Below are 24,972 nucleotides of genomic sequence, written 5' to 3'. Positions count from 1 at the left end.
CAGCCTAAAAAATAAGTGTGTCGTTAATAAAACGTTTCAACTAAAAATAAATTTCCTTTAATGGAATAAATATTTTTTAGATACGTCTACTTAGTACAGAGGAGTAAAAAATGAATAAACCTATAGAAAATATACTACCAATGCTAAGACGCTTTGCCTACTCTTTAACGGGTAATCCTGCCGATGCAGATGATTTGGTACAAATCACGCTAGAAAAAATACTCAATAAAGGTGTGCCTAGTGGAGTAGACGAAACTAGGTGGGCATTTAAAGTTTGTCGCAATGTTTGGATTGACGAATATCGGTCACGAAAAGTTAGGCAGAATGCGGTACTCAAACCAGAGCTTCAAGAGCCGCAAACAGCTAATGAATACCAACAATTTGACAACAAAGAAACGCTGGCACACGTTAATAAAGCGATGAGTACCTTGCCTGACGATCAACGGGCCATTTTATCTTTAGTGGCCGTTCAAGGCATGTCATATAAAGAAGTGGCTTCTTCTATGGAGATCCCTGTTGGTACAGTGATGAGTCGGCTATCTCGAGCACGGGTTGCACTAATGGATATGATGAAACCCTATCAAGTAGGAGCAGGCTTATGAAAATAGACAATGAAATATTGAGTGCATTTTTAGACGCCGAACTGAGCGAAGAAGCAATGGAAGAGGTCCGTTGTGCGCTAGAGACTGACGACGATTTAGTGATGCGTTTAGCTGACTTATCACAAGTTGATCAATGGGTTGACAAAAATGCTGCCATTATTGATAGCACTATAATGCCTGATGGAATATTACTTTTAGCACAAACCTTAGATAAAAAAATAGCTGAAAATAAAGCAAACCAGACGCCAGAAAATGTTGTTAGCTTGTCACGCTGGAAAAGTGTTAACCAACGCCTTAAAAAACATTACGCCTTAGCGGCAGGTATTTCGATGATATTTGGCGTAGGAACAATAACCCTAATGCAGTCAGAGCAAACAACTGCGATTACTGCAGAGATATCACAAGTGTTAGATGAGGCAAAAAGTGGCGAAATGTCGTCAACAAAGCAAGGTGATAAGGTAATGGCTAATTTAAGTTTCACTAATCATGCAGGTAGTTTTTGTCGACAGTTTCAGCACATAAATTTACAAGCGGCCAGTATCAACATTGCCTGTAAAGAAAATCAGCAATGGCAGCTTAAAATCACCAAAAACGTAGCGTTTTCCCAAGATATGGAAAATTACCGTGTTGCCAGTAACAAGGCACAACTAGACAGCGCTATAGATGAGATGATCAAAGGACAAGCAATGGATAGCGCTCAAGAACAACGAGCAATAAATAATAACTGGCAAACAAATAAACAATAACCGAGGTACATTATGAAATCATTTATTCCCTTTTTATTCGTAACTTTATTAATATCAGCTTGTGCTTCCCAACCTGACTACCGACCTGCAACTAAAGGGTCATCAGGTTATAGTGAGCAAAAAATTACCAGTGATAGGTATCGTGTACAATTTAAAATCATCTCTAATAGTGTCGCTGATGCAGCTGATTATGCGCTATTAAGATCCGCGGAGCTTACTCAAAAGCAAGGTTTTGATTGGTTTGTCGTGACTAATAAAGAAACTTTTGTTGAGTCTCAAAAAGTAGAGGTTACCTCTGCATTTGGTTTATCGCATCAACAGCGCATTGAACGCCGTTGTGGCCTATTCAACTGTGAAACCTACCAACGCCCACATAGTGAAGTAGGAATTGCCTTTAATAGCGGCAATAACCGTAAAGAAGTGCATAGTATTTTAGAGATTCGAATGGGCAAAGGCATTATGCCTAATGAATCGACTTATAGCGCCGCTGATGTGATTGAAAATTTGTCACAAAAACTCGATAAGCATTAGAAAGAAAACTATGATAATAGTCAATGTAAACGCTAGCAGTAATCACATAACTTGAGGTAGCTGTTAATCTAGCTATTAAACCCGGTAACATGAATGTTACCAGGTTTTTCTATAACTGAAGGGTAAATATTCAAGGCCCATCACTGCAAATAGCATAAAACACCTCTTTTGACTGAGTTAATATCACTAGATATCAGCCGTTTACTTCACAATAAAAAACATAGCACTCATATTAACGTTAAATTAATGTGACCTGTAAAAGAATCGAATGCTAGAATACACAATAATTCAAATTAATCGGATCAGTTATGAAATATGTTGTATTGGTTATAATTATTGCCTTGGTAATTTTCTTTATTTCAAAAAGTTCAAATGATAAAAATGCCGCGGTTGAAAATATAGCGATAGCTAACCAATTTTTAGCTACAAATAAGACCCTTGAAAATGTTGTTGAAACAGCTTCTGGTTTGCAATATCAAGTATTGGAAAAAGGTGATGGATTAAAGCACCCAAGTGCCAGTTCAAAAGTGAAAGTGCATTATCATGGCTCTTTACTCGATGGCAGTGTATTTGACAGCTCAGTTGATCGCGGTGAACCCATCAGTTTTGGTTTAAACCAAGTGATACCTGGCTGGACTGAAGGTCTTCAATTAATGGTTGTTGGTGATAAATTTAAGTTTTTTATTCCATCGAGCTTAGGCTATGGCAATAAATCTGCGGGAAAAATAACACCCGGTTCGTTACTTATTTTTGAAGTGACACTACTCGACATTCAGTAAATATAATATCTAAAACAGTAATGATAGAAATATCATTGCTGTTTTTTTTAATCAGATGATCAGGTCTTGCCAACATGTAATAGCCACTATATAAGCTATTGATAATACCAGGGATTAATAAAGCATCAAACTTAAACAGACTGAAAAAACAAGCACAAAATCCCACACTATTTAGCGTTAGTTATCGAGTCTTAATTATAATCTTTCGGGAAAATTACAAAATATACCATCAATGTTTAATTTTTTTACTTTGGCAATATCATCATAGTCATTAACCGTATAAACATAAACTTGTAACCCTTTTTGATGTGCGTCATCAACAAAGTCCTGATTGATAAAATCTAGACTTAAGTTGATGGATTGCGCATTAAGTTCAACGGCACAATCAGCATAAGAAAGAGGAACGCCTTCAAGCAAAACACCGATGGGTATTTGAGGATACAAATGTTTAAATTTGTTTAATTCATGATGATCAAATGAAGAAACCATAAAATCAAGCTCAGACCAGCCCTTTTCTTTTATGTATTTATCTATTACCTGATACGTTGCAATTGCGGTACTCCTTCCCTTTAATTCTATATTTACTATTACGCTTTTATCAACAAGATCCAAGACTTCTTCAAGTGTAGGTATAAGTTCACCTTTTCCCGCATCTAGTTGTCTTAACTCAACAAAGGTTTTATCTTCAGTATAGCCTATACCATTAGTTGTTCTGTCTACTTTATCGTCATGTATAACAATAAGTTCACCTGTTTTACATACATATACATCTAATTCTATTGCATCAACATTTAACGCTAATGCTTTTTTAAAAGACCTTAGCGTGTTTTCAGGTTCATGACCCATTGCGCCACGATGTCCTATTTTTAGTATCTTTTTATCCAAAATTTATTTCTCTTTGTTTTCTATAGTAAAATAATTAACACGGCGATATCAATACGCATAGCGCTCATTAACAGCCAACGGCTATAAAAACAGTTCTAGCACTTTAGAAGGCCGACCTAGCTTTTTAGTGCTTTTTTTAATGGTGTTAAATGAGACTCATAATTGCGCCATTGTTCAAGACCACTTTGATAAATAGGTTGTCGAACCTGCTCAGAGCTAGGTGTGCGAACAGCGCGTTTATTTGTGTGAAAATCAATACAGGCCTGCTCAAAAGGAAGTCCACAATAGTCTAATATGCGCCTAACTTGGCTTTCCAAATCGGCAACCACATCTTCATACTGCACACGTAAAATCTTACCGGGTAATTCTTTGTCCCAATGGTCCATCAACTCAACATAACTGCGATAATAATGTCCAATGTCTTCAAGATCATAGGAAAACTGCTGCCCCTCACCAAACAATTGTTTGAAACCACTAAAACAACAGGACAAAGCATCACGTCTCGCATCAATAATTTTCGCGTTAGGCAAGATCAGATTGATAAGCGCAATATGTCGAAAATTGTTTGGCATTTTATCGATAAAAAACATTGCTCCTTGGCGATGATGCCAAGTCTCTTCAATATACAGCTCGCCCATTTTAGTAAGGTCATCAGCAGATATATTGTTTAGAATACTGGGATATTTGGGGTTGTCCCGCGTGGCTTGTCGACCATTTAAGCGATGCGCTAGACCGATAATGTTGGCCAATTCCATTGTCCCATCGACCTGTGAGTGTGAAGAGAGTATTTGTTCTAAAAGTGTCGACCCCGCTCTGGGTAGTCCAACAATAAATATAGGATCAGCAGCAAAGCAACCGGTTTGTTTATGGCGATTGAAAAACGCAGCGTCAAAATTATTTTTCTGAAATTCAAACGATAACTCGAGAGATTTGCTGTCAAATTTGTCTTGCTCGCTCTTGAGTTTATTGCCGCGATGGTAAAAAGAGAAGGCTTCGTCAAAGAGCTCACTGTCTTCTAAATCTTTGCCAAGCGCAAAGCAAAAATGAATTTTATCATTTATCGATGTAGTGGCGCTTGCTTCTTGAACGCGCATTTGCTGACGTTCATCAGAAGTAAATTGGTAAGTTTTTAAATTGGCCAAACTCCAGAAAGCATCACCAAAATCAGGTTTGAGTTCGTAGCTTTTACGGTAAGCTTGGATCGCGTCTTTAACACGCCCCATCGTTTTTAATGCATGGCCGAGAGTTAAGTAGATAGAATAATTAGCTGCGTTGCTATCCAATACACTTTCAAAGGTGCTTATAGCTGCTTCAAAATCTCCAGTGGCTTGTTGCGCATTGCCAAGACCAATTTTAAACGTTGCATTTTTTGGGTCTGAATCTAATAGAATTTTTGCTTGCTCAAGTGCCTTATTAAATTTTTGTCGTTTATGCAGAACATGAACATAGTCAAGGCGTGCTCTTTTGTAATTTGGTTCAAATTCAAGGCAGCTGGCTAATAAGAATTCCGCGTCGTCAAGAATTTGAAACTTTGTTCCTAACTCAGCCAGTAAGCGCATAGCTTCTGGTTGATGGGGATTGTCTTTGAGAAAGTGACGACAGAGCCATTCAGCGCGATGTAATTGCTTTTGATATATTAAGCTAGAAACAGACACTAATGCGGGCGGCAAGCTGGAGAGCCAATCAGCACGTTGTTTAGCTTCCTGACGCATTGGATAGCCAGGTTGGTCGGCTAATACGCGCCAACTGCCAAACAAAGCGGGATTTAAGGCGACTGCTTTTTCAAAGGATGCTATCGCTTGGCTAGTGTTCGCCATTGCTTTGTGAGTATAACCTTGCTCTTGATGCGCCCTGCCATGGTCCGGTTGTTTTATAAGAATTTGATCAAGACTTGCCATAGCCAGATTATATTTTTGTTGTTTACGCTGACAGACTGCAAGACAATAAACACCTTCAATATGTTCTGGATTTTCTGCAAGCATATCTTCTAGGTGCTTAGCTGCTTGGCTTAAGTGGCCTTTTTGAATCAAAAGTTGACACTGTTTAATAACTTGGTCTGGTTGGAGGTTTTTCAATTGATTTGGCAAAATAATGTCTCGGTAAATATCAAGAGATGGTTGATATTGTCTATAAATATATAAAAAAATGGGTCGACGTTATTAAACGCCGACCCTATCTTATCTCAAAATACTTTAAAATAATGTAAAATGCTAATAATCATAGCTTATTCTAAAGCCAACTGTGCGAGGTCTCGTTGGCGAAACCCTAAAGACATTATCAGCTGAACCCGCAGCAACTTGTCCAAGAGAATCGGTAGCATTGTCAATAAAGAGTGTTGCTTTCCAGTCATCTTTTCCAATAGAGGCAGATAGGTTAACTTGATTATAAGACGGTAACTCGACACGATCAGCAGCAACTAAGCTATTAAAACGTGAGTCTGTCCATTTAAATACGCCCTGAAAAACAGCAGCAAAGTCACCGATATTTTGATAGTAACGCGCGCCAACCACACCTTCATTTTCTGGTGCGTAAGGGAGATTAGACCCTACTGGTGTGATATTAACTAAGGTGTTTGGAATATCAGTCAACTCTGAATCAATGTAACTAAATGAGCCAAAAAGGTCGACATTATCGGTCGCAGCCCAGTTAAGTTCAAATTCAACACCATTGATATCAGCAGAGCCAACATTATCAAAGAATGAGCTATTAGCGATACTAAGATCAAGAACGCCTTGCTGCATGTCACTGAAATCAACATTGTATATCGCGCCATTAAAACGCAAAGTATTATTAAGCCAAGTTGTTTTCCAGCCTAATTCAACACTAACAACATCATCGGTATCAAAAGTAGCGGGAATGCCACCAGTGCCAACTGCACGATTGAATCCGCCGCCTCTAAAGCCTTCAGAATACGTAGCATAAAACATCGCGTCAGCATTCATTTCCCAGCGTATATTAGCTTTGTAAATGGTTCCCGATATTGTTGAAGGCGTTAAACCAGCCAGTCTTGAATCGACATTGGTTCCGGCATCTGCCTCTGGTCCAGATGCTCTTTGACCGAAAGGAGATTGTCCCATTAAGCCCATTTCAATATTATAGTGACGTGCACCAACTGTTACGGTTACCTCTTCAGTAACGTCGTAAGCAAGCTCACCAAATACAGACATTTCTTCACGGTCTGATTGATAATCATTGAAATAAGTTACGCCCGGCGGTCGAGCACTGCCATCGGTGTTAGTGAAAGCACCCGGTATCGGAAAGTTTGGTGAAAATCCAGCGGCAATAGAACCCGCATAAGTAAAGTCAGTTAACGTATTAAGTTGCTGATCATCATAGAAAACACCACCAATCACTCTAAAACGGTTTTCCGCATTGGTTGCAACACGAATTTCGTGCACAACGCGTTCTGTTTCAAACTGTTCAGAAGTGGTCATCACAGGACTAAAACATTCGTCATAACCTGGGTAACTACAAATGTAGTAAGGAACAAATGGTCCTATTTCTATATAAGCAGTATAGTCAGTATTACCTTGGAACGTACGGTTGGTGAACGAGCCGTTATAAATAACTTCAAGGCCGCCAAGCATTCCATTCAACGTCCACTGTGTAAGGTCTACTTTATCATCACCAGCCGTCGGCGAAAAAGTGGCTGTATTTAAGTCGTCTTCAGTGCTGATAGAGGGATCATATTCAAAAGAACCTTCCGTATCTAGCTGTTGGTTTGTGTGCTGTACTAACAAATCCCATTCGTCGTTGATCTGCCATAAGCCACTAATTCTAACGCCACGGTGTGTCGCTTCATTGTAATCATCTTTTGCAAGTGTAGAGTTACTTACTACTTGTCGAGATGAAGGAACGCTGCCACCCAGTCCTGGATTAGTTAATGGTAATTGCGTTGTAGACAGCGCATTATCAATAAACCCACCATCAGTAGAATTATAAGCTGCAATTCGTATAGCAAACTCATCTTCTATAATAGGAAGATTGACATAACCTTCAGTTTTATTACTGATGCCACCACTCTTGGTCGATGACATACCTACCTCGCCACCGGCTCTAAATTCGTTCAATTCCGGTTTTTTGGTAATAAGGCGAACGGTACCTGCTTGTGAACTAGCGCCGAACAATGTGCCTTGAGGACCTTTTAACACTTCGATACGTTGCAAGTCAACCGCATATAAATCTATATTACGACCTGGAGTAGTAATTGGGGTTTCATCAAGGTAAAAAGCAACACTTGGCTCGCCCCCTATCCCTGCAAGTCTTACATCAGCACGACCGGCTGATACACCACGGATATAGGTTTCTTGCTTACCAGGACCTTGACCTTCAGAGCTAACACCCGGGAGTAATGCAATATAATCTTCAAAGCTGTCAATACCCAGTTGCTGAAGTTGTGCTCCACTAATGGCTTGAACTGCAAGCGGTACTGCTTGTTGGTTTTCTGAACGGCGAGTTGAAGTTACCGTTATAGTTTCGATCTGGCGCTGAGTCTCAACTTTTTTGTCTTCTGCTTTACTCTTTTCTTGAGCTTGAACGGCACTACTACTCAATGCAAGAGCGATTGCCATGGTCAATACGGTTTTAACTGGTCGGTTTTTATGATACATAGGTATCCTCTTTGATTATTTTCTGTGACTTAGCTGATACTAAGTAAATTAATAGATCAATATCAAAGCAAAACACTTATCAAGTGACAGCCTTTTGCTTCTTTGCGACAAACCGTCAAAAGTTTTCGTAAACAGCTCTGTCGTTAAAATAATCTGTAATATAACTTAATGATTATTATCACAGAAATTTTTGAGTTGTAGCATACTACAATATCGGAAAGATTACTGAATATAGCTAAAATAAACAGCAAACTTCGGTGAAAAGACGGTATTTTGAAGAAGTAACCTTTAGAACTACTCGTGGGGTTTATTTACACTTAGGGCGATAAACTCTTAAAGGGTTAAAGAGTTTATCGCATTCAATGCCAGTACTTGACGAGACTTTACCCTGTCTTTGCCGCTTTATATTCTGCATGCATAAATGCCCAAACAGATATAATACCCACCGCTGAAATCAATATAAGCATATTCATAAAGCTAGACCACCCCCCCGCACTATCTGCTAACCTGCCGCCGATAAAAGCAAATGTTGCGCTGGCCGCAAAACCAAAAGCATCAATAAAACTCACCAACTTGGCACTGTGGGGGCCACCATATTCGATAGAGAATATTGACATAGGTAGGTAATAAGCGGGAGAAATTGAAAAGGCGAATAAGAAAATTGCACCTAAAGCGACAATGTAATTCACTTCAACACTCAAATCAAACCAAGATAAATACTTCAGGGTCAGGATACTCAATAAACTCAGAGTCATCGCTATCGTTAATACGGTGCGAATGCCTTTTTTTGAAAAACGGTCGTAAAATGCTATCGAAGCTAACAATCCAGCCAAAGAACCTACGGGGAAGATAGTAGAAGCCATTGCTGCTTGTGAGGGAGATAATTGATAGGTTTCCATAAGATAAACGGCAACAAAGTCTAAAAAGGCCATCATACAAGTAAGCATCATTAGCATTAGCACTACAAGCCAAACTCTTGGACTTTTAATAAATGCTAACATACCGGCACCCATACTCGTATCTTGAAGTGGGTGGTTATATTTGTTATCAACTGCCTGCTTTGCTGCTTTGGCTAGTGCTATACCTTCGGCACTGGTATCAGTAGGATCACCTTGATTTTCTCTAAAAAAGTTGGGGTTTTCTGGTTTTTCTTGTAGAAAAAAATAACAACCAATAAAAACAACCAGTCCAAAAGCCGCAGCGATGAAAGCGACTGAACGCCAATCCATAAAGCTTAATAACCAGCCAAAGAACAAAGTCGCTAACACAACACTGAATCTAGAACTGGTAGAAATAATACTCCAAACTCGTCCGTAGTGATGAGGGTGATACCATTCTCCAACCAGTTTGGTCATCGCTGGCCAACCTGAAGATTTTGTACAGTACAATAGGAATGAAAAAACAGTAAAAGCCATTACATTAGGAGAGAGTCCAAAAGCGATAACAAAGAGCGCTGTTAGAAAAATACCAATCAAAAAAGTAAAGCGCCCACCTATAATATCAGCAAGAGGCCCCCAAATGAGCTTGCCAACCAATGCACCTAAAGTACCATAAGCAGCAAAATCACCCAGATTAGTTTTTGTTAAGGCTAAGGTTTCATCGGCAAGCAAGGCAGGACTAAGGATAGTGACCATTTGACGACAAATCATCATGGCGGCATAGCCAAGATACATGGCGATAATAATATTTAATTGCTGTGGGGGTCGGTTAGACATAATTTCTCTGTGAACAGTTGTAATATAGTTAACGGAACTCCTATAAAACAATGGCTCTGTTGGGTTAATGATTATGGAATCGATGATACTATGTTATTCAGTAATTTACGTCAAATACGCCAAAAAAATTGGCCTTATACCAAACTAACAGTAATTACAGATGTACTACTTTCAAATAAAGTGACGAGATTTTTATTCAAGAGAAAAAATCTAAACGATGACTTATAATAATGGGGAGGATTATAACTAACTAAGAATTTCAGAAAAAGGTGGTACCCGGAGACGGACTTGAACCGTCACACTCTATGAGCGAGGGATTTTAAATCCCTTGTGTCTACCAATTCCACCACCCGGGCATCGGATAATTCTTTTTAAAGTAGAGATTGGCTCCCTACTAACCCTTAATTACTAAGAGATTTCTACTATCTAGTTTATTTAAACACTAAATAAATATTTTAACGTAAATTTTCTGCTTAAATATTGGAGCGGCTAACGAGACTCGAACTCGTGACATTCACGTTGGCAACGTGATGCTCTACCAGCTGAGCTACAGCCGCTTCGTAGATTAAGTAATATAATACCATTACTTAAGTTTTTCTTTTCTTTAATAAAATTTGGAGCGGCTAACGAGACTCGAACTCGTGACATTCACGTTGGCAACGTGATGCTCTACCAGCTGAGCTACAGCCGCTTCATAACTTGTTACTACAAACAAGGTTTACATTTTATCTGCATGCGCCAACACACACCATCTAATTATCCACTTTACTTCATTAAGAGAAGTGGTACCCGGAGACGGACTTGAACCGTCACACTCTATGAGCGAGGGATTTTAAATCCCTTGTGTCTACCAATTCCACCACCCGGGCATCGGATAATTATTTTTTATAGTAGTGATTGGCTCCCTACTTCTTAGTATTTAAACTAACTCCTTCATACATCCAAAACTTATAAATAAGTATTGGAGGCGGGTCCCGGAGTCGAACCGAGGTCCACGGATTTGCAATCCGCTGCATAGCCATTCTGCCAACCCGCCGAATTCTTTGAATAGATAATAATTTAAAAAAATTATTATAAATCAAACTTGGAGCGGCTAACGAGACTCGAACTCGTGACATTCACGTTGGCAACGTGATGCTCTACCAGCTGAGCTACAGCCGCTTCATCTGTTGACTCCCTGTCAACTTGGGACGCATTCTACATTGAAATTATTTGGAGTCAACAGTTTAATTTCAATTTTGTTTTGACTGCTCAAAAAGCGGCTAATTTGACGTTTTTTTAACTAAATATATCATTTTCTAGCTATTTTGTTTCGCCAACTCTGGCCAAGCTACTTTAAAATAGGCCAGCATTGACCAAAAAGTAAGCACTGTGGCTATCGCATAAAAGCTGTAAGCGATAAACATTAATATTTCATGTGGAAAATTAAACAGAATTAGTGGAATATCATAATCAGGTTGCCAAATTAATCCCATAATACCTAGCATTTGCGCAGCTGTTTTATATTTCCCCATTTGAGAAACAGCAATTTCATCGCGTTTACCGCGTGAAGACATAAATTCACGCAAGGCACTAATAAAAATTTCACGAGCAATCATTAATATTGCTGAAATTGAAATCCACCACAGTTGATAATCTTGAATAAGTAGCACTAAAGCAGCAACAACCATTAATTTATCAGCTACTGGGTCGATAAAGGCGCCAAATGCTGAAGATTGGTTTAATTTACGTGCTAGATAGCCATCAAGAGCATCACTAATAGCAGCAAGCCAGAATACGGCAAATGCGCCGAAATGATTCCATGATACTGGTAAATAAAATACCACTAAAAAAACAGGTATTAATACTATCCTAAACATGGTGATTTGATTTGGAATGGTCCACATAAATTTATTTTACTACTAAAGCAACAAGCGTTACCGCATTCTACACATTACAGGCAGAGACGTAAATTTTTATCAAAAAATAGCAATAATAAGTATAGACAACAAAGGTGGGTTTATTACAGGAGGACGTTTAACTTATTTATCATGTAAGGCGTTATATATCGTATCAGCTAAAACAGTACTAATACCAGGCACCTTTTCAAGTATTGACCTATCGGCTTGCATAACTTCTTGGAGCCCACCTAAATATTTTAATAAGGCTTGACGTTTTTTCGCGCCAATTCCTTCAATAGATTCAAGTGTCGATTTTTTGCTAGCTTTTTGGCGCTTGGCTCGATGTCCTGTAATGGCAAAACGATGTGATTCATCACGAATATGCTGTACTAAGTGTAAAGCTGGTGAGGTTGAGGGTAATGAGATTAGCTGATGACTACCTGCTAAGATTAGCGTTTCAAGTCCAGGCTTACGCCCTTCTCCTTTAGCGACACCAACTAATAGTGGGATTTTTTCTAAAGCGGTATCTGTTTGCCATTGAGCAAAAAATGCTTCTGCTTTTGATAATTGTCCTTTGCCGCCATCAATAAAAACAATATCAGGCATATTTTCCATGGTAGTCACCTTGCCATAACGTTTGTTAAGCGCAAACGCCATCGCCGCATAATCATCTCCGGGTGTAATGCCATAAACATTATAACGACGATAATCACTTTTTAAAGGCCCTTCTTGATTGAACACCACATTGGATGCTACGGTTTGTTGCCCCATGGTGTGACTAATATCAAAACACTCAATTCGGTTAATGCCGTTATCAAGTTCAAAAACTTCATTTAATGCAGAAAAACGCGCTTGCATTGACGCTTTATGACTATTCTTAGTAACTAATGCATTTTGTGCATTGGTACACGCCAACTTTAAATATTGGGCACGTTCGCTGCGAACACTCGTTGATATTTTAACATTGCGCTCAGCTTGCTCACTCAAAAGCTTAGTAAGCTCTTCAATATGTTCAAAACTTTCACTGACCACTATTTCTTTAGGTATCGCAGCACTTTTTAAGTCTTGCCCTAGGTAATGCTGGCTAATAAAGGCTTGGTAAACGTCTGCTTGTTCCGTGTCGGCAGGAATACTAGGGAAGTAGCTTTTGCTACCCAGTATCTTTTGATCACGTATAAATAAAACGTGTACACAAACCTGTGACTTCTCAATATAGATACCGATAACATCAAGTTCAGCGACAAAACCACTGACAAACTGTTGCTTTTGAACTTGTCGTAACGTAACAATTTGATCTCGGTACTTAGCTGCAGCCTCAAAGTCTAATGTGTGGCTAGCTTGTTCCATTTCAACCACTAAACTGTCAATAACTGTTGAGCTCTTTCCTCGTAAAAATAGTTTAGCTAAGTCAACTTGTTGCTGGTAATCAACCGCTGATATTTTATCAACACAGGGTGCAGAGCAACGATTTAATTGATACTGCAAACAAGGACGACTGCGCGCACGATAATAACTATCTTCGCATTGACGAACCGGAAATAACTTTTGCATTAAACGAAGACTTTCCCAAACAGCACCAACGGTTGGATATGGACCAAAGTATTCACCTTTAACTTTTTTTCCGCCTCGGTGAACGCCTAACTTGGGATGTTTATGGTCTGTTATTAGTAAATAAGGGTAAGACTTATCATCTCGTAATAAAATATTATATTTGGGTAGATATTTTTTAATGTAGTTGTTTTCAAGAATTAACGCTTCGCCCTCAGTATGAGTAACGGTAACGTCAATCGCCATAATATGGCTAACTAATACTTTAGTTTTGGTGCTGCCGACATCTTTACGAAAGTAACTGGCGAGACGTTTTCTAAGCTGTTTAGCTTTTCCTACATAGATAACCGTTTGGTGTTTATCGTACATCCGATAAACACCCGCTTGTTCAGAAACGGAAGAAAGAAAAGCTTGGTGATCAAAAAGAGATTGAGAAATTGACAAGGTTTATAATGTTTCTGTTTTGATCATACCATGGCGAATAGCGAGATGAGTAAGTTCCACATCATTACCAACATTTAATTTTTCAAACATTCTGTATCGGTAGCTGTTAATCGTTTTAGTACTTAAGATGAGTTGTTCTGAAATGTGGGGGACTTTTTCGCCACGGGTGATCATCAACATAATTTGAAGTTCACGTTCAGACAAGGTATTGAATGGATTTTCTTCATTCGATTTAAACTGACTTAATGCCATTTGTTGAGCAATATCTGGCGTGATGTAACGTTGACCACTGTTTACTGCTCGAATGGCGTTAACCATTTCATCAGCACCAGCACCTTTAGTTAAATAACCTGCGGCGCCAATTTGCATAACCTTAGTAGGAATGGGGTCTTCTGAATACACAGTTAACACAATAACTTTTATGTCAGGTGAATAACGAATTATTTTTTTAGTCGCTTCTAAACCACCTATCCCCGGCATGTTCATGTCCATTAACACAACATCTGGTTGACTTTTACGACAAAATTGTACGGCTTCTTCTCCAGTTTCGGCCTCGCCTATGACTTTAAGTCCTTTTACGTCGTCTAGAATTCTACGTATTCCTGTACGAACTAACTCATGATCATCGACCAATAAAACATTTATCAACGGAGTTTCACCTTAATTTACAATTTTTATTATCTTGGAGAATACTGTAAGAAATATTCCTTATATGATTAGAGCATATAGGGTATTAGCAAGCAGTACAATTGAATTCAACCATCTTACATTGAAAAAGTGCAGCATAGTTATAGCACTGCTTTATTAACCTACTGTTAGGCTAATTTTTAACTACAAATCATGCTTCTTTAGCCAATTATTTAACAAACCAATTTGACCATTTTTATAAGCAGCATAAGTCAGCCTAACCGCATTACTTAAAATGACGCTGTCCGTCCATTTCGTCTGTTGGGCTATTAGTTCGTAACAATTCTGTGCTTCTGGAGACAAATAGCCACGCATTTCTTTTTTGCCATTCTCTTTTTGTCGTTCGCGATAGCGCTTTTGTTTCTCTGCGTTACTAAATGCTTTTTTATTATCTTGCATCAGTGAGTTACCAAATTATTTAAAATAAGAAAAAGGTTATGCGTAACCAAACAATATATAAAAAAATGATAATAATCTAACTTTATATTAATAAAACTCAAATAAAGCACTGCTCGGAGTTGTTTAGTGTACAGGTGTTCGCTAAAGTAGCGAATAATTTAATTACTGAAAATAAAGTGACCTCATGTTAGATCAAAATTCATACTCTAAAGAAGACTTAGTAAAAGCAGGAACTGGCGAAATGTTTGGCGAAGGAAATAGTCAATTACCTTCAGACAATATGTTGATGATGGACCGAATTATTTCTATCACTGAAGATGGTGGTGAATATGGTAAAGGTGAAATTATTGCTGAACTTGATATTAGCCCAGACCTTTGGTTTTTTGATTGTCACTTTAAAGGTGACCCTGTTATGCCTGGTTGTTTAGGCTTAGATGCTATGTGGCAACTCGTTGGTTTTTTCCTTGGTTGGTCAGGTGGTCCAGGTCGCGGTAGAGCGTTGGGTGTAGGTGAAGTTAAATTTACAGGTCAAATTTTACCGACCAACAAAAAAGTGACTTATAAAATAACTTTAAAGCGTGTAATCAAACGCAAATTGTTTATGGGTATTGCCGATGGTGAAGTCTTAGTTGATGGCAAAGTTATCTATACAGCTAAAGATTTAAAAGTAGGCTTATTTACTGACACTACTTCATTTTAGCCTTGTTTTATATAAGACTAATCCAATAATATAACAGTACCTTACGTAATTTACGCTAGAGCCTACTTTTAGACAGTAGGCTTTTTTATTTTATTAATTCCTGCCTTTATTTGCGATATTCTGCTAAATTAACCTCATTAACTTATCTTGCTATTCTTAAAATCACCCTTATGACCAAGTTACCCTCAAGTGTTTATAACATTACCAAATTAGTCTTTATCCTAATGATTTCACTGGTGTTAGTTTTTATTCTTAACAGTGTATGGCAGTTTATCAGTCATATTGATGAACTTTCTTTTAGTGAAGACTCTCCTTTAATAACAAGTGATTTTAGCTACGCTATTGACCACGACAATAGTTTAAATATCAAAACTCTCGTTAAAAGCAAAGAGGCCGAAGCGCGATTCACTCCCTCGTTAGCTAATGACATTCCCTACGCATTAGGTCTTCAATCCTATTGGGTAAAAATTAATATCAATAACAACACCCCAAACACTCAAAGTGTTGTATTGCATGCCGATAACACCATGCTAGCCTTCTTTGATGTTTATAAAGTCAATGCTATGTTAGAAAGCGTGACTCAAATCGCTCAGCAAAAGACAACAATTGAACAAGACACCTTATTAGATGTATTTCCTCATGTAGCTTTTGATCTACTTGCAAAAAGCACGATGCAAGTTATTGTGCATGTAAAAAGTAATGGCCCACCAAATGTACCTTTGACCCTCTACAACAAAGGCAACTTTAATAAGCGTATCGATTATTCGCAAATTGTTTATGGAATATTTATTGGCATTATTCTTTTAATGGCAATATATAACCTTGTATTATATTTTGCGATAAAAGATAAGGTGTACTTGGTATATATTGGCTATTTATTATCTTCTTTTACCGTTTTAGCTGGACTAACTGGTTACGGGTATCTCATTTTCTCTAAAGATGTTCAGTATTTTATTCATCAGTATTTATTATTCATCAATTATTATTTGATATTCTTCCTTCTTCTTTTCTCGTTATACTTTTTACGTTATGACCAAACAAAAAGCACCCTCTATAAAATTGGAATGATATCAGGTGGTCTATTAATAGTTGTCGCTTTCTATTCACTGACCTTAGACCAAATAGCACAAACCAAACTGTTTTTTTCAATTCAGCCATTCTTTTACCTATTTTCATTATTTATCATTTTTAGAAGATTATCTAAAGACTTTGCCTGGGCACGCTTTTATTTTATTTCATGGGTACCTTTCCTAGCTGGGGCGGCAATTCAGCCACTAGTATTATTAAATTATGTTGATTCAACATTCATAACACGTAATGCATTTTTATTTGCGGTGATGATTGAAATTACTTTTATGGCTTTTGCACTCGCTGAGCGGATGCGCAGAAACGATCAAGATAGAATTAATGACATCTGTTACCATGATTTTACTAAATTACCCCGTAAGTCGATGCTTGAAAACGCCATGAATGAAATGAAAATTTCGGGTAAAAACGATTTTTGTGTCATAATAATTAAACCAGAACGTATCGAACAAATATCACTTTATATCGATGATAAAGCTAATGCGGCTTTATTTAAACGGCTAAGTCGTCGCTTAAGCTCACTGTTCATTCATAATGATGCTATCGTGGAATTATCTTCTAACCACGAAAAAATTTGTTTCTTAGAAAATAACTGTCTGGCTATTATCGTTAATAACGAGAAAAACCAGCAAGACTTGCCTGTTTTGATCAAATCAATACAACAGCTTACTTCTGAGACATTTCAAATAGATGAGCTTAAGTTACCCTTGTCAGCAGTCATTGGTGTCGCTAACTACCCAGAACATGGCAGTGCTAACTACTTATTGATTAATCATGCCCAGTTAGCGGTAAACGATGCGCAACTTGTCTATGGCCGTTGGGCTTATTATCAAAGCGAAAAATCAGATCACACCAGCTACTTACTCAAACTTGCCACCGATTTAAAAGAAGCCATAGAGAATGACACATTAGCTATATATCATCAGCCACAAATCGACCTTAAAACCTTACGCGTTTGCAGTAGCGAGTGTCTAATTCGTTGGGAACATCCTCGTGAAGGTTTCATCTCACCTGACATTTTTATTCCTTTAGCTGAAGATTTAGGCCTCATTAATCAGCTAACGTTATGGGTTATTAAGCGCGCTTTAGCACAGCATCAACAAATTTTAGTCAATAATAATCATATGGTCTCAATTAACATTAGTGGTAAAGATATTGCTCATGAGCACTTTTTTACTAATGCCCTGAGTATTATAGAAGAAAGTGGCATAGCCGCTGACAAAATAATTTTAGAGTTAACTGAATCGGCGTCAATTAGCCATAACAGGCAATCTCTTGAGTTAATCCAAAAATTAGGCGATTTAGGTTTTACGATCAGTATTGATGACTTTGGCACAGGATATTCATCAATGGCGCAAATTAGCCATCTTCCTTTTCAGGAGCTCAAGGTTGACCGACTATTTGTTGAGAATGTTAATGGTGATCACAAACGTAAAACCATTGCTGAAGCTACCGTTAAAATGGCAAAGGGTTTAGGGTTAGAAGTTGTTGCTGAAGGTATTAATAGCCAAGAAGATGAAGACACATTACGTGGTTTTGGCTGCGATATTGGGCAAGGCTATTACTACGCAAAACCAATGCCGATTGATGATTACCTTGACTGGTTGGCTTCACAAAACAATGGCCGAACACAAAAGCGTGTCGACCTTGATGGTGAGTTCATTCCTGCTGATAAAATCTAGAATAATCTATTTTCTAAAGTTTTACCGTTAGTTAATTGTGAATATTGCCATTTGTGTTGATGACAAAGCTTTAATATTTGTAAATCTAACGGTTCGCTTTCAGGAGAAACGAGACCGGTAGTGATTAAAAACTCATTGTTTTGTGTCTGTTCAATATGCTGAACATCGGCAACGCCAGCCATTAAAGGTAAAAAGTTATCGTACGCCTTCCTCATTCTAATCGTTAAGAAACCTTGCTGCTCTTCGCTTTGCAAGTATTGATGTTGTTTTAATTGTCCCTTCTCTATATATAAGACTTGGCTACATAACCGCTCTAGTTCACTCAAATCATGAGAACTTAAAATAAAGGTAATCTCTGATGATAATGAAGCAACGAGCTGACGAACTTCTCGTGCATTTATGGGATCAAGTCCCGCTGTCGCTTCATCCAACATAACTATTTCTGGCGAGCCAATTAACGTTTGGGCAATAGCAACACGTTTACGCATACCATGTGATAACTCATCAGGCTTGGCTTTTAGCGTGTCAGCCAAGCCAACAAGCTCTAACGTTCTTTGTGCTTCTTTTTGTGCATTCTTGCGAGTTAGACCTTGCAGTTGAGCATAAAAGGTTAATTGATGTGCGATAGAAAAACGTGGGTCGAATTGAGCATCTTGTGGTAAAGCCGCTAATCTGCCAAATAGGTTGGCGTCTCCAGCCCTCAATCCTGCAATAGTGATAGTCCCGCTACTGGGCAACAGATAACCACATAAAAGGCTAAATAAAGTTGTTTTACCTGCACCATTGGGTCCAACTAAAGCAATGGGTTGCCCTTTTTCTATACTGAATGATACTTTGTCTAAAGCTAGATGATCGCCAAATGATTTTGAAAGATTATCAACTTGAATTAATGGCGCAGATTGGCTATTAAGTAAACTCATATTGATGCCCTCTTTAGTAGTTTATCCGCAACAAATAACAAGACAATCGTTTGTAATATAGGAATTAAATAATGGTAAAAATCGAGTCCATCTAATGAAACTACACTGCTAATTTGTGTACCTGGAAAAATAAAGTTAAGAAAAAGTCCACTGTCTAATTGAAATTGAATAAAACCTATCACTAGTGCTCCTATGGTATAAAACAAAATACCAGCAACAATACTCATTTTTGCTGAGGATAAAATACTATTAAAAAATGACATCAGAGCAATGAAAGGTAAAATTATAATTGCTAATTCAATAAACAAAACTGCAGCTTGTTTTAAAGCCGATAAAAACAAAGCATTATCACGAACAGTGGCTAAAATAACACATGCCACTAACGTTAGTAATATAAGGCTAACAAGTGTAAGGAATTGACCTAAAAATCGTCCTAGCAATATTTCACTACGCGAGGCTCTTAAGGTAATAAAACGAAGCGTTCCGCGAGCACGGTCGGAACATGTTTGATCACTACTGACTAAAAAAGTGAATATTGGAAATGAATAAACTGCGACTAACCAATAAATAGAAAATTCAGCAACGGGCCATTTCAACAAAGCACTTACTCCCAATGAGCCAAATAAAGCACTTGCTGCCACCTTAAATCCATCGGAAAAAACCAGTTCAGTGGCTGAACTGATCACATAAGTCAAAAGTATGAACCAAACAGCACAAAATGCTGTTAAGGCGATCAAGCCATTTTTAGTATTAAAAATACGCTTCAATTCGAATTGCGTGAGAATAGATAGTCGATGGATGTTTAACAAATTAACGCCTGCTAGTGATTATTTTTCAATACCATAAAGGCACAGCTAACAAAATGCGAGTGTTATTTTGTTTAAAACAGTGGCAATAACATCAGCGCTCGGCATTGAGTTTACAAATAAAAAAGCCAATCAAAATTGATTGGCTTTACTAATACACCTAAAGAAGGGGTGAAAATAAACTTAAGTTCTGCGAGTAACGACTGACTCACTCAGTTGTGCCAACAAGACTTCTGTATCAGACCAGCCAATACAAGCATCGGTAATACTTTGACCATATGTTGCCACTTCTCCGTCAACCAGGTCTTGGCGACCTTCTACTAAGTGACTTTCAACCATAACACCAAAAATATTGTCATTCCCGCCACTAATTTGCTGACAAACATCATCACAAACGAGCATTTGATTTTTAAACTTTTTACTGCTGTTAGCATGACTAAAGTCAATCATGATCTTAGTATTAAGTGAAGACTTGTCTAATTGCTCAGTCACAACTTTTACACTGTCTGCGTCAAAATTTGTCGCTTTACCGCCTCGTAAAATAATATGACAATCTTTATTGCCCGTTGTTTGTACAATAGCAGAATGACCATATTTAGTGACCGACAAAAAATGATGAGAAGCACTTGCCGCGCCAATTGCATCTATAGCCACTTTAATGGTGCCATCTGTACCATTTTTAAATCCGACTGGACAAGATAAGCCTGAGGCGAGTTCTCGATGAACTTGGCTTTCAGTAGTACGAGCCCCGATTGCTCCCCAACACATAAAATCAGCCATATACTGTGGCGTTATCATGTCTAAAAACTCACCCGCTGTCGGCATTCCCATATCATTGAGGTCGAGTAATAATTTACGGCCAATACGAAGACCGTCATTAAGCTTAAAGGTGTTATCCATGTAAGGGTCATTAATTAAGCCCTTCCAACCCACCGTTGTTCTTGGCTTTTCAAAATAAACTCGCATAACAATTTCAAGCGTGTCTTCATACTTTTTACGCAGTTTAACTAGTCGCTGGCCATATTCTAATGCTGCATCGGTGTCATGTATTGAACAAGGACCAATGACAACGAGCAAGCGATCATCTTTATTATTAAAAATGTTACTAATGGCTTTACGTGCAGAAAATACCGACTTAGATGCTTCTTGAGAAGCTGGAAATCGCTCAATAAGTGCGATTGGAGGTAATAATTCTTTGATTTTACTGATGCGAACGTCGTCGGTTTGGTAGAACATAGTCATTTCTCTTTACTTCAATACTAAAAAGTACAGTCATTGCACCGCTTAGAATTTATTTTCATTGTGTATGTCTAACTCGCTGGCTAGACTCCTAGATGGGTAACCCATCGACAACTTAGCAGTGTTAATCGGACAATACCAATAGAAAATGCCTTAAAAACAATATATCGATAATGTTGGCAATAATGATGATTTTTCGACAATAATCAATGCTACTTTAGTCAATTTATTTTACATCTACACTTGAAAAACAAATATTTTGCCATACATAAGCAGTATTAATAATTAATTTACTTTTCTTATGTGGCGTACTTTTTCAATAACCCTGTTTTTATTTGTCTTAGCTGCCACGGCTAATGCTTTACCTGTTGAAAATTCAGCTAATAGCGATTTAACTTTTTCTAGTCTACCGACCATTGGAAAAAGTCACTCGCACCCGACATCAAACTTTTCGGTATTAATAGATAATATTACACCCGATGATGTGGTTAACTTACCGCGCTTGAATCTAATTTCCGCCTCTTTATTTATTAATGAAATACAAACTACGCCAAGCTATCTTCTCGTTACTGAGTTTTTTACACTAAAACTCTCTGCAAGTTTATTTAAAAATCTTGCAAACCCTCCTGCTAAACTTAATTGGTATGAACAACTCCGTCATCGTTCAAGCTCTTCTCGACTTGCTGGTTGGAAAGATGGCAATACGTTATACACAGCTCGCCTGACTTATCATTCATAGATTCATCATCTAACCATTATTGACTTATTTTTTCCTTTTTCCCGTCACTGTTTTAACAGTGACCCTTGTTGCATGCGCTTTTCTAAAATTTAGAGAGTAAAGGTAGCAAAATTTCGAGATTTTATGATGAATTCACCTAGAAAAAAGCCATATCGTTACTTTACATGGCAAAACCTATTAATTATATTCACCTTAGTTTTTTTATTAGTAAATGCCCTACCCAACTTATATAAAGATAAACTAACAATTGTACTCTCACCTATTAATGCGAACGTGCAACAACTAACGACTAGTGAGCTTAAAGGTTTATTGAATAAGAACAACTTAACCCTTGATAAAATTCATACTATTGATAAAACAACGTCAATAACACTCAGTAATACAACCGACATAGCGTCAGTTAACGCACGTTTATCCAATACGTTTAACCATTATCGTGTTGAGACCTCGATGATAAGTGGCGTACCCTCATGGTTGCAATCATTCGACGCTAAGCCAATAAAATTAGGTTTAGATTTAAGTGGTGGAGTATTATTTGTACTAGATGTTGATACAAAACAAGCTTTATTTGACCGTCTTAAAAACATCGCATTAGCAATAAAAACCCTTGCTATGGAAGAACGTATTCGAGGCGTTAGTGTTGTTCAACATAAGATTGATCTTACTAGTGAAGCGGACAATCAAAACCTTTCGGTGAATTTTTCTAACGCTGACAAAAGTAAAATGGCTATACTTTTCACACAAATAAAAGCAGCCTACCCTGATTTATCTCAACAAAAAAATCAAAATGGCCAAGTGATCTTGTCCTACTCCTCGCAAAAAACAGCTCAATTTCGCCAAGAAACGATGCAGCAAACATTAAAAACGATGCGTGGAAGAATAGCTGAGCTGGGTATAACCGAAGCAGTAACACTTCAACAAGGTAAAAACCATATTCGTATTGAGTTGCCTGGTGTTCATGATCCCGAGGAAGCAAAACGTATTATAGGTGCCACGGCATCACTTGATTTTTATCAGCTTGCTGAAAACTCAAATGCAGCAGGTATATTACGTATGGCGGACGAACATGGCAGAACGTTTACCTTAAACAGCCAGGTGGTTTTTTCAGGTAGTAATATTGAAAATGCCCGCGCAGGACAAGTTCAAATGAGCATGCCTTTAGTCAACCTCACCTTAGATGCCTTAGGTGGTAAGAAGATGTCGCAATTTTCTAAGCAAAATATTGGTAATGCTATGGTGACGGTGTTTTCTGAGTTTTATCGAGATGCTGATGATCAAATGGTCAAAAAAAGTAAAATAATTAATGTTGCCACCATTCAACAACACTTAGGTTCACAGTTTAGTATTACCAACATGCCCAGCCAACATGCGGCACAAGAACTGTCATTATTATTACGAGCAGGCTCGCTAACAGCGCCAGTAACTATAGTAAAACAGCGCACCATTGAAGCGACACTCGGCGAAAATAATATCAAAAATGGTATAAAAGCACTGAGTATAGGCATGGGATTTACTTTGTTATTCATGGTTTTTTGGTATAGAACTTTGGGGCTTATCGCTAATGTAGCGTTAACATTAAACTTAATAAGCTTACTAGGGTTGATGTCGTTACTCCCTGGGGCCGTACTAACACTTCCGGGTATTGCTGGTTTAGTATTGACAGTTGGTATGGCTGTAGATACCAATGTACTTATCTTTGAGCGGATAAAAGAAGAGTTAAAACGTGGACATAGAGTGTTATCTGCTGTTGAACAAGGCTATAAAAGTGCATTTTCAACGATTCTTGATGCCAATGTAACCACGATGATCACTGGTATTATTTTATACACCATAGGCAACGGCACAGTAAAAGGCTTTGCCCTTATTTTGTGTTTAGGTATTTTAACCAGTATGTTCACCGGTGTTTTTGTTTCTAAAAGTTTAACAAACCTTGTCATTCGAAAAAATAAAGCTCAGTTATTAGGTGTTAATGTATGAAAAATTTTAAAATAAATAGCACGTCTAAATTAAGTGTTTTTCGCCTAGTGGGTTGTTTTATAGCTATGATTTTTGTTGTTATAGCGCTTCTAGGACTATTTAATAAAGGTTTAGCACTCGGTTTAGATTTTACCGGTGGTTACTTAACTGAATTTTCAACCGAGAAATCACTCAGTCAACAGAAGATGAATAACTTACTCAGTAACTATCTTCCAGAAAGCTTTAAACTGACCTCTGCAGAGCAAGGGACTCATTGGAGTGTTCAACAAGCAGATAATAACGTCAGTTTACAAGATAAGGCATGGCTATCTGATTTTGCTGACAAAAATCAACTAAACATTAGCCCTCAAGATGCTATTTACATTGGCAGCCAAGTCGGAGAAGACTTAATTAACCAAGGTGGCTTAGCACTATTAACCGCAATCATTGTTATCTTAATGTATTTGTCTTTTAGATTTGAATGGCGTTTAGCCGCGGGTGCTGTTATTGCGCTTTTTCATGATGTACTTATCGTACTGGGGCTTTTTGCATGGTTTGGTATCCCCTTTGATTTAACAATATTAGCGAGTTTATTAGCTATTGTCGGTTACTCGTTAAACGACTCTATTATTGTCGGTGACAAAATCAGAGAAATAATGAAATCTACCCATGACGCCACAATAGATGAAGTGATCAATCAAGCCATTAAATCAACCTTAGTGCGAACGATGATCACCTCAGGAACAACCCTAGTGACTATTATGGCTGTATGGGGTTTTGCTGGGGAGTCTTTAGCGGGCTTTTCTATTGCGCTATTTTCAGGGATTTTAGTGGGCACTTTCTCTTCTATGGTAATTGCGGCGACTGTGCCACAGTTACTCGGGCTAACTGCTGATTATTATCAACAAAAAGAGCTAGAGGTTTGTCCTTTACCTTAATGTAAACGGCTTGAGAAACAGTTAGCAACACTAGGATATTTTCACTTAAGTCCATATCCTAGTGTTAAACGTTGTTGTCT

At 37.9% G+C, this 24,972-nt stretch carries 20 protein-coding genes and 6 tRNA genes; 9 read left to right on the top strand and 17 right to left on the bottom strand.

What is annotated here, in order from left to right; genetic code table 11:
• Positions 1-110 precede the first annotated feature (110 nt).
• The 4 genes from H4J67_RS11320 to H4J67_RS11305 all read left to right on the top strand — a co-directional run bounded on the left by H4J67_RS11320 (position 111) and on the right by H4J67_RS11305 (position 2,658).
• Positions 111-602, top strand: a complete 492-nt coding sequence (locus H4J67_RS11320) for an RNA polymerase sigma factor (protein ID WP_182203771.1) — start codon at positions 111-113, stop codon at positions 600-602.
• Positions 599-1,348 carry a hypothetical protein gene (locus H4J67_RS11315; RefSeq protein ID WP_182203769.1) on the top strand — a complete coding sequence of 250 codons (750 nt, stop codon included), beginning with the start codon at positions 599-601 and terminating at the stop codon, positions 1,346-1,348. Before H4J67_RS11320 ends, H4J67_RS11315 begins: the two co-directional genes overlap by 4 nt.
• A gap of 12 nt (positions 1,349-1,360) precedes the next feature.
• On the top strand, positions 1,361-1,879 hold the full coding sequence (locus H4J67_RS11310) for a CC0125/CC1285 family lipoprotein (RefSeq protein WP_182203768.1): 519 nt from the start codon (positions 1,361-1,363) through the stop codon (positions 1,877-1,879).
• Between the two features lie 308 nt (positions 1,880-2,187).
• Positions 2,188-2,658 carry an FKBP-type peptidyl-prolyl cis-trans isomerase gene (locus tag H4J67_RS11305; protein ID WP_182203766.1) on the top strand — a complete coding sequence of 157 codons (471 nt, stop codon included), beginning with the start codon at positions 2,188-2,190 and terminating at the stop codon, positions 2,656-2,658.
• Between the two features lie 195 nt (positions 2,659-2,853).
• Here the strand turns inward: H4J67_RS11305 and H4J67_RS11300 are convergent, their stop codons facing one another.
• The 14 genes from H4J67_RS11300 to H4J67_RS11235 form a co-directional block, all read right to left on the bottom strand.
• Complete coding sequence (locus H4J67_RS11300; RefSeq protein WP_220463224.1) at positions 2,854-3,543, bottom strand: glycerophosphodiester phosphodiesterase family protein; 690 nt, start codon at positions 3,541-3,543, stop codon at positions 2,854-2,856.
• A gap of 116 nt (positions 3,544-3,659) precedes the next feature.
• Entirely contained in the window at positions 3,660-5,618 is a 1,959-nt protein-coding gene (locus tag H4J67_RS11295; RefSeq protein ID WP_259368577.1) for a tetratricopeptide repeat-containing sulfotransferase family protein, read from the bottom strand.
• Between the two features lie 135 nt (positions 5,619-5,753).
• Positions 5,754-8,153 (bottom strand): TonB-dependent receptor, encoded by a 2,400-nt coding sequence (locus tag H4J67_RS11290; RefSeq protein ID WP_182203764.1) that lies wholly within the window; start codon positions 8,151-8,153, stop codon positions 5,754-5,756.
• A 383-nt stretch (positions 8,154-8,536) separates the two neighbouring features.
• Positions 8,537-9,868 carry an MFS transporter gene (locus H4J67_RS11285; protein ID WP_182171880.1) on the bottom strand — a complete coding sequence of 444 codons (1,332 nt, stop codon included), beginning with the start codon at positions 9,866-9,868 and terminating at the stop codon, positions 8,537-8,539.
• A gap of 270 nt (positions 9,869-10,138) precedes the next feature.
• A tRNA-Leu gene (locus tag H4J67_RS11280) sits at positions 10,139-10,224 on the bottom strand.
• A 125-nt stretch (positions 10,225-10,349) separates the two neighbouring features.
• Positions 10,350-10,425, bottom strand: a tRNA-Gly gene (locus H4J67_RS11275).
• Between the two features lie 58 nt (positions 10,426-10,483).
• Positions 10,484-10,559, bottom strand: a tRNA-Gly gene (locus H4J67_RS11270).
• Between the two features lie 92 nt (positions 10,560-10,651).
• Positions 10,652-10,737 (bottom strand) — tRNA-Leu (locus tag H4J67_RS11265).
• 93 nt (positions 10,738-10,830) lie between these two features.
• Positions 10,831-10,904, bottom strand: a tRNA-Cys gene (locus H4J67_RS11260).
• A 49-nt stretch (positions 10,905-10,953) separates the two neighbouring features.
• Positions 10,954-11,029, bottom strand: a tRNA-Gly gene (locus H4J67_RS11255).
• A 137-nt stretch (positions 11,030-11,166) separates the two neighbouring features.
• Positions 11,167-11,754: a CDP-diacylglycerol--glycerol-3-phosphate 3-phosphatidyltransferase gene (pgsA, locus tag H4J67_RS11250; RefSeq protein WP_070373704.1), complete on the bottom strand. Its 588-nt coding sequence runs from the start codon at positions 11,752-11,754 to the stop codon at positions 11,167-11,169.
• A gap of 135 nt (positions 11,755-11,889) precedes the next feature.
• Positions 11,890-13,740, bottom strand: coding sequence for an excinuclease ABC subunit UvrC (gene uvrC, locus H4J67_RS11245; protein ID WP_182171882.1), 1,851 nt, complete (start codon positions 13,738-13,740; stop codon positions 11,890-11,892).
• Positions 13,741-13,743: 3 nt separating this feature from the next.
• Entirely contained in the window at positions 13,744-14,388 is a 645-nt protein-coding gene (gene uvrY, locus H4J67_RS11240; RefSeq protein WP_070373705.1) for a UvrY/SirA/GacA family response regulator transcription factor, read from the bottom strand.
• A 183-nt stretch (positions 14,389-14,571) separates the two neighbouring features.
• The gene (locus tag H4J67_RS11235; protein WP_182171893.1) at positions 14,572-14,826 is read right to left on the bottom strand and encodes a hypothetical protein; all 255 of its coding nucleotides are present in this window, start codon (positions 14,824-14,826) and stop codon (positions 14,572-14,574) included.
• A 184-nt stretch (positions 14,827-15,010) separates the two neighbouring features.
• On the opposite strand from H4J67_RS11235, the gene fabA reads away from it, so the two are divergent.
• Both fabA and H4J67_RS11225 read left to right on the top strand, forming a co-directional pair.
• Positions 15,011-15,526: a bifunctional 3-hydroxydecanoyl-ACP dehydratase/trans-2-decenoyl-ACP isomerase gene (gene fabA / locus H4J67_RS11230; RefSeq protein WP_070373707.1), complete on the top strand. Its 516-nt coding sequence runs from the start codon at positions 15,011-15,013 to the stop codon at positions 15,524-15,526.
• 170 nt (positions 15,527-15,696) lie between these two features.
• A complete protein-coding gene (locus H4J67_RS11225; RefSeq protein ID WP_182171899.1) occupies positions 15,697-18,294 on the top strand; it encodes a bifunctional diguanylate cyclase/phosphodiesterase in 2,598 nt (865 codons plus the stop codon).
• Here H4J67_RS11225 and H4J67_RS11220 read toward each other — a convergent pair.
• The 3 genes from H4J67_RS11220 to aroG all read right to left on the bottom strand — a co-directional run bounded on the left by H4J67_RS11220 (position 18,291) and on the right by aroG (position 21,256).
• Positions 18,291-19,214 (bottom strand): ABC transporter ATP-binding protein, encoded by a 924-nt coding sequence (locus H4J67_RS11220; protein ID WP_182171902.1) that lies wholly within the window; start codon positions 19,212-19,214, stop codon positions 18,291-18,293. The two genes, H4J67_RS11225 and H4J67_RS11220, sit on opposite strands and share 4 nt — an antisense overlap.
• On the bottom strand, positions 19,211-20,023 hold the full coding sequence (locus H4J67_RS11215) for a hypothetical protein (RefSeq protein ID WP_182203762.1): 813 nt from the start codon (positions 20,021-20,023) through the stop codon (positions 19,211-19,213). The genes H4J67_RS11220 and H4J67_RS11215 overlap by 4 nt, the downstream gene beginning before the upstream one ends.
• Positions 20,024-20,203: 180 nt before the next feature.
• A complete protein-coding gene (gene aroG, locus H4J67_RS11210; protein WP_182171908.1) occupies positions 20,204-21,256 on the bottom strand; it encodes a 3-deoxy-7-phosphoheptulonate synthase AroG in 1,053 nt (350 codons plus the stop codon).
• A 304-nt stretch (positions 21,257-21,560) separates the two neighbouring features.
• Here aroG and H4J67_RS11205 point away from each other — a divergent pair, with 304 nt between their 5' ends.
• From H4J67_RS11205 to secF, 3 genes are all read left to right on the top strand, one after another.
• Entirely contained in the window at positions 21,561-21,998 is a 438-nt protein-coding gene (locus H4J67_RS11205; protein ID WP_182171911.1) for a hypothetical protein, read from the top strand.
• 126 nt (positions 21,999-22,124) lie between these two features.
• On the top strand, positions 22,125-23,975 hold the full coding sequence (secD, locus tag H4J67_RS11200) for a protein translocase subunit SecD (protein WP_404842791.1): 1,851 nt from the start codon (positions 22,125-22,127) through the stop codon (positions 23,973-23,975).
• Entirely contained in the window at positions 23,972-24,892 is a 921-nt protein-coding gene (gene secF, locus H4J67_RS11195) for a protein translocase subunit SecF (protein ID WP_182171916.1), read from the top strand. Before secD ends, secF begins: the two co-directional genes overlap by 4 nt.
• Positions 24,893-24,972 lie beyond the last annotated feature (80 nt).

This window comes from Colwellia sp. BRX10-4 (genome assembly GCF_014077465.1).
Lineage (GTDB): Bacteria > Pseudomonadota > Gammaproteobacteria > Enterobacterales > Alteromonadaceae > Colwellia_A.
This window is presented reverse-complemented; position numbering and strand designations above follow the sequence as displayed.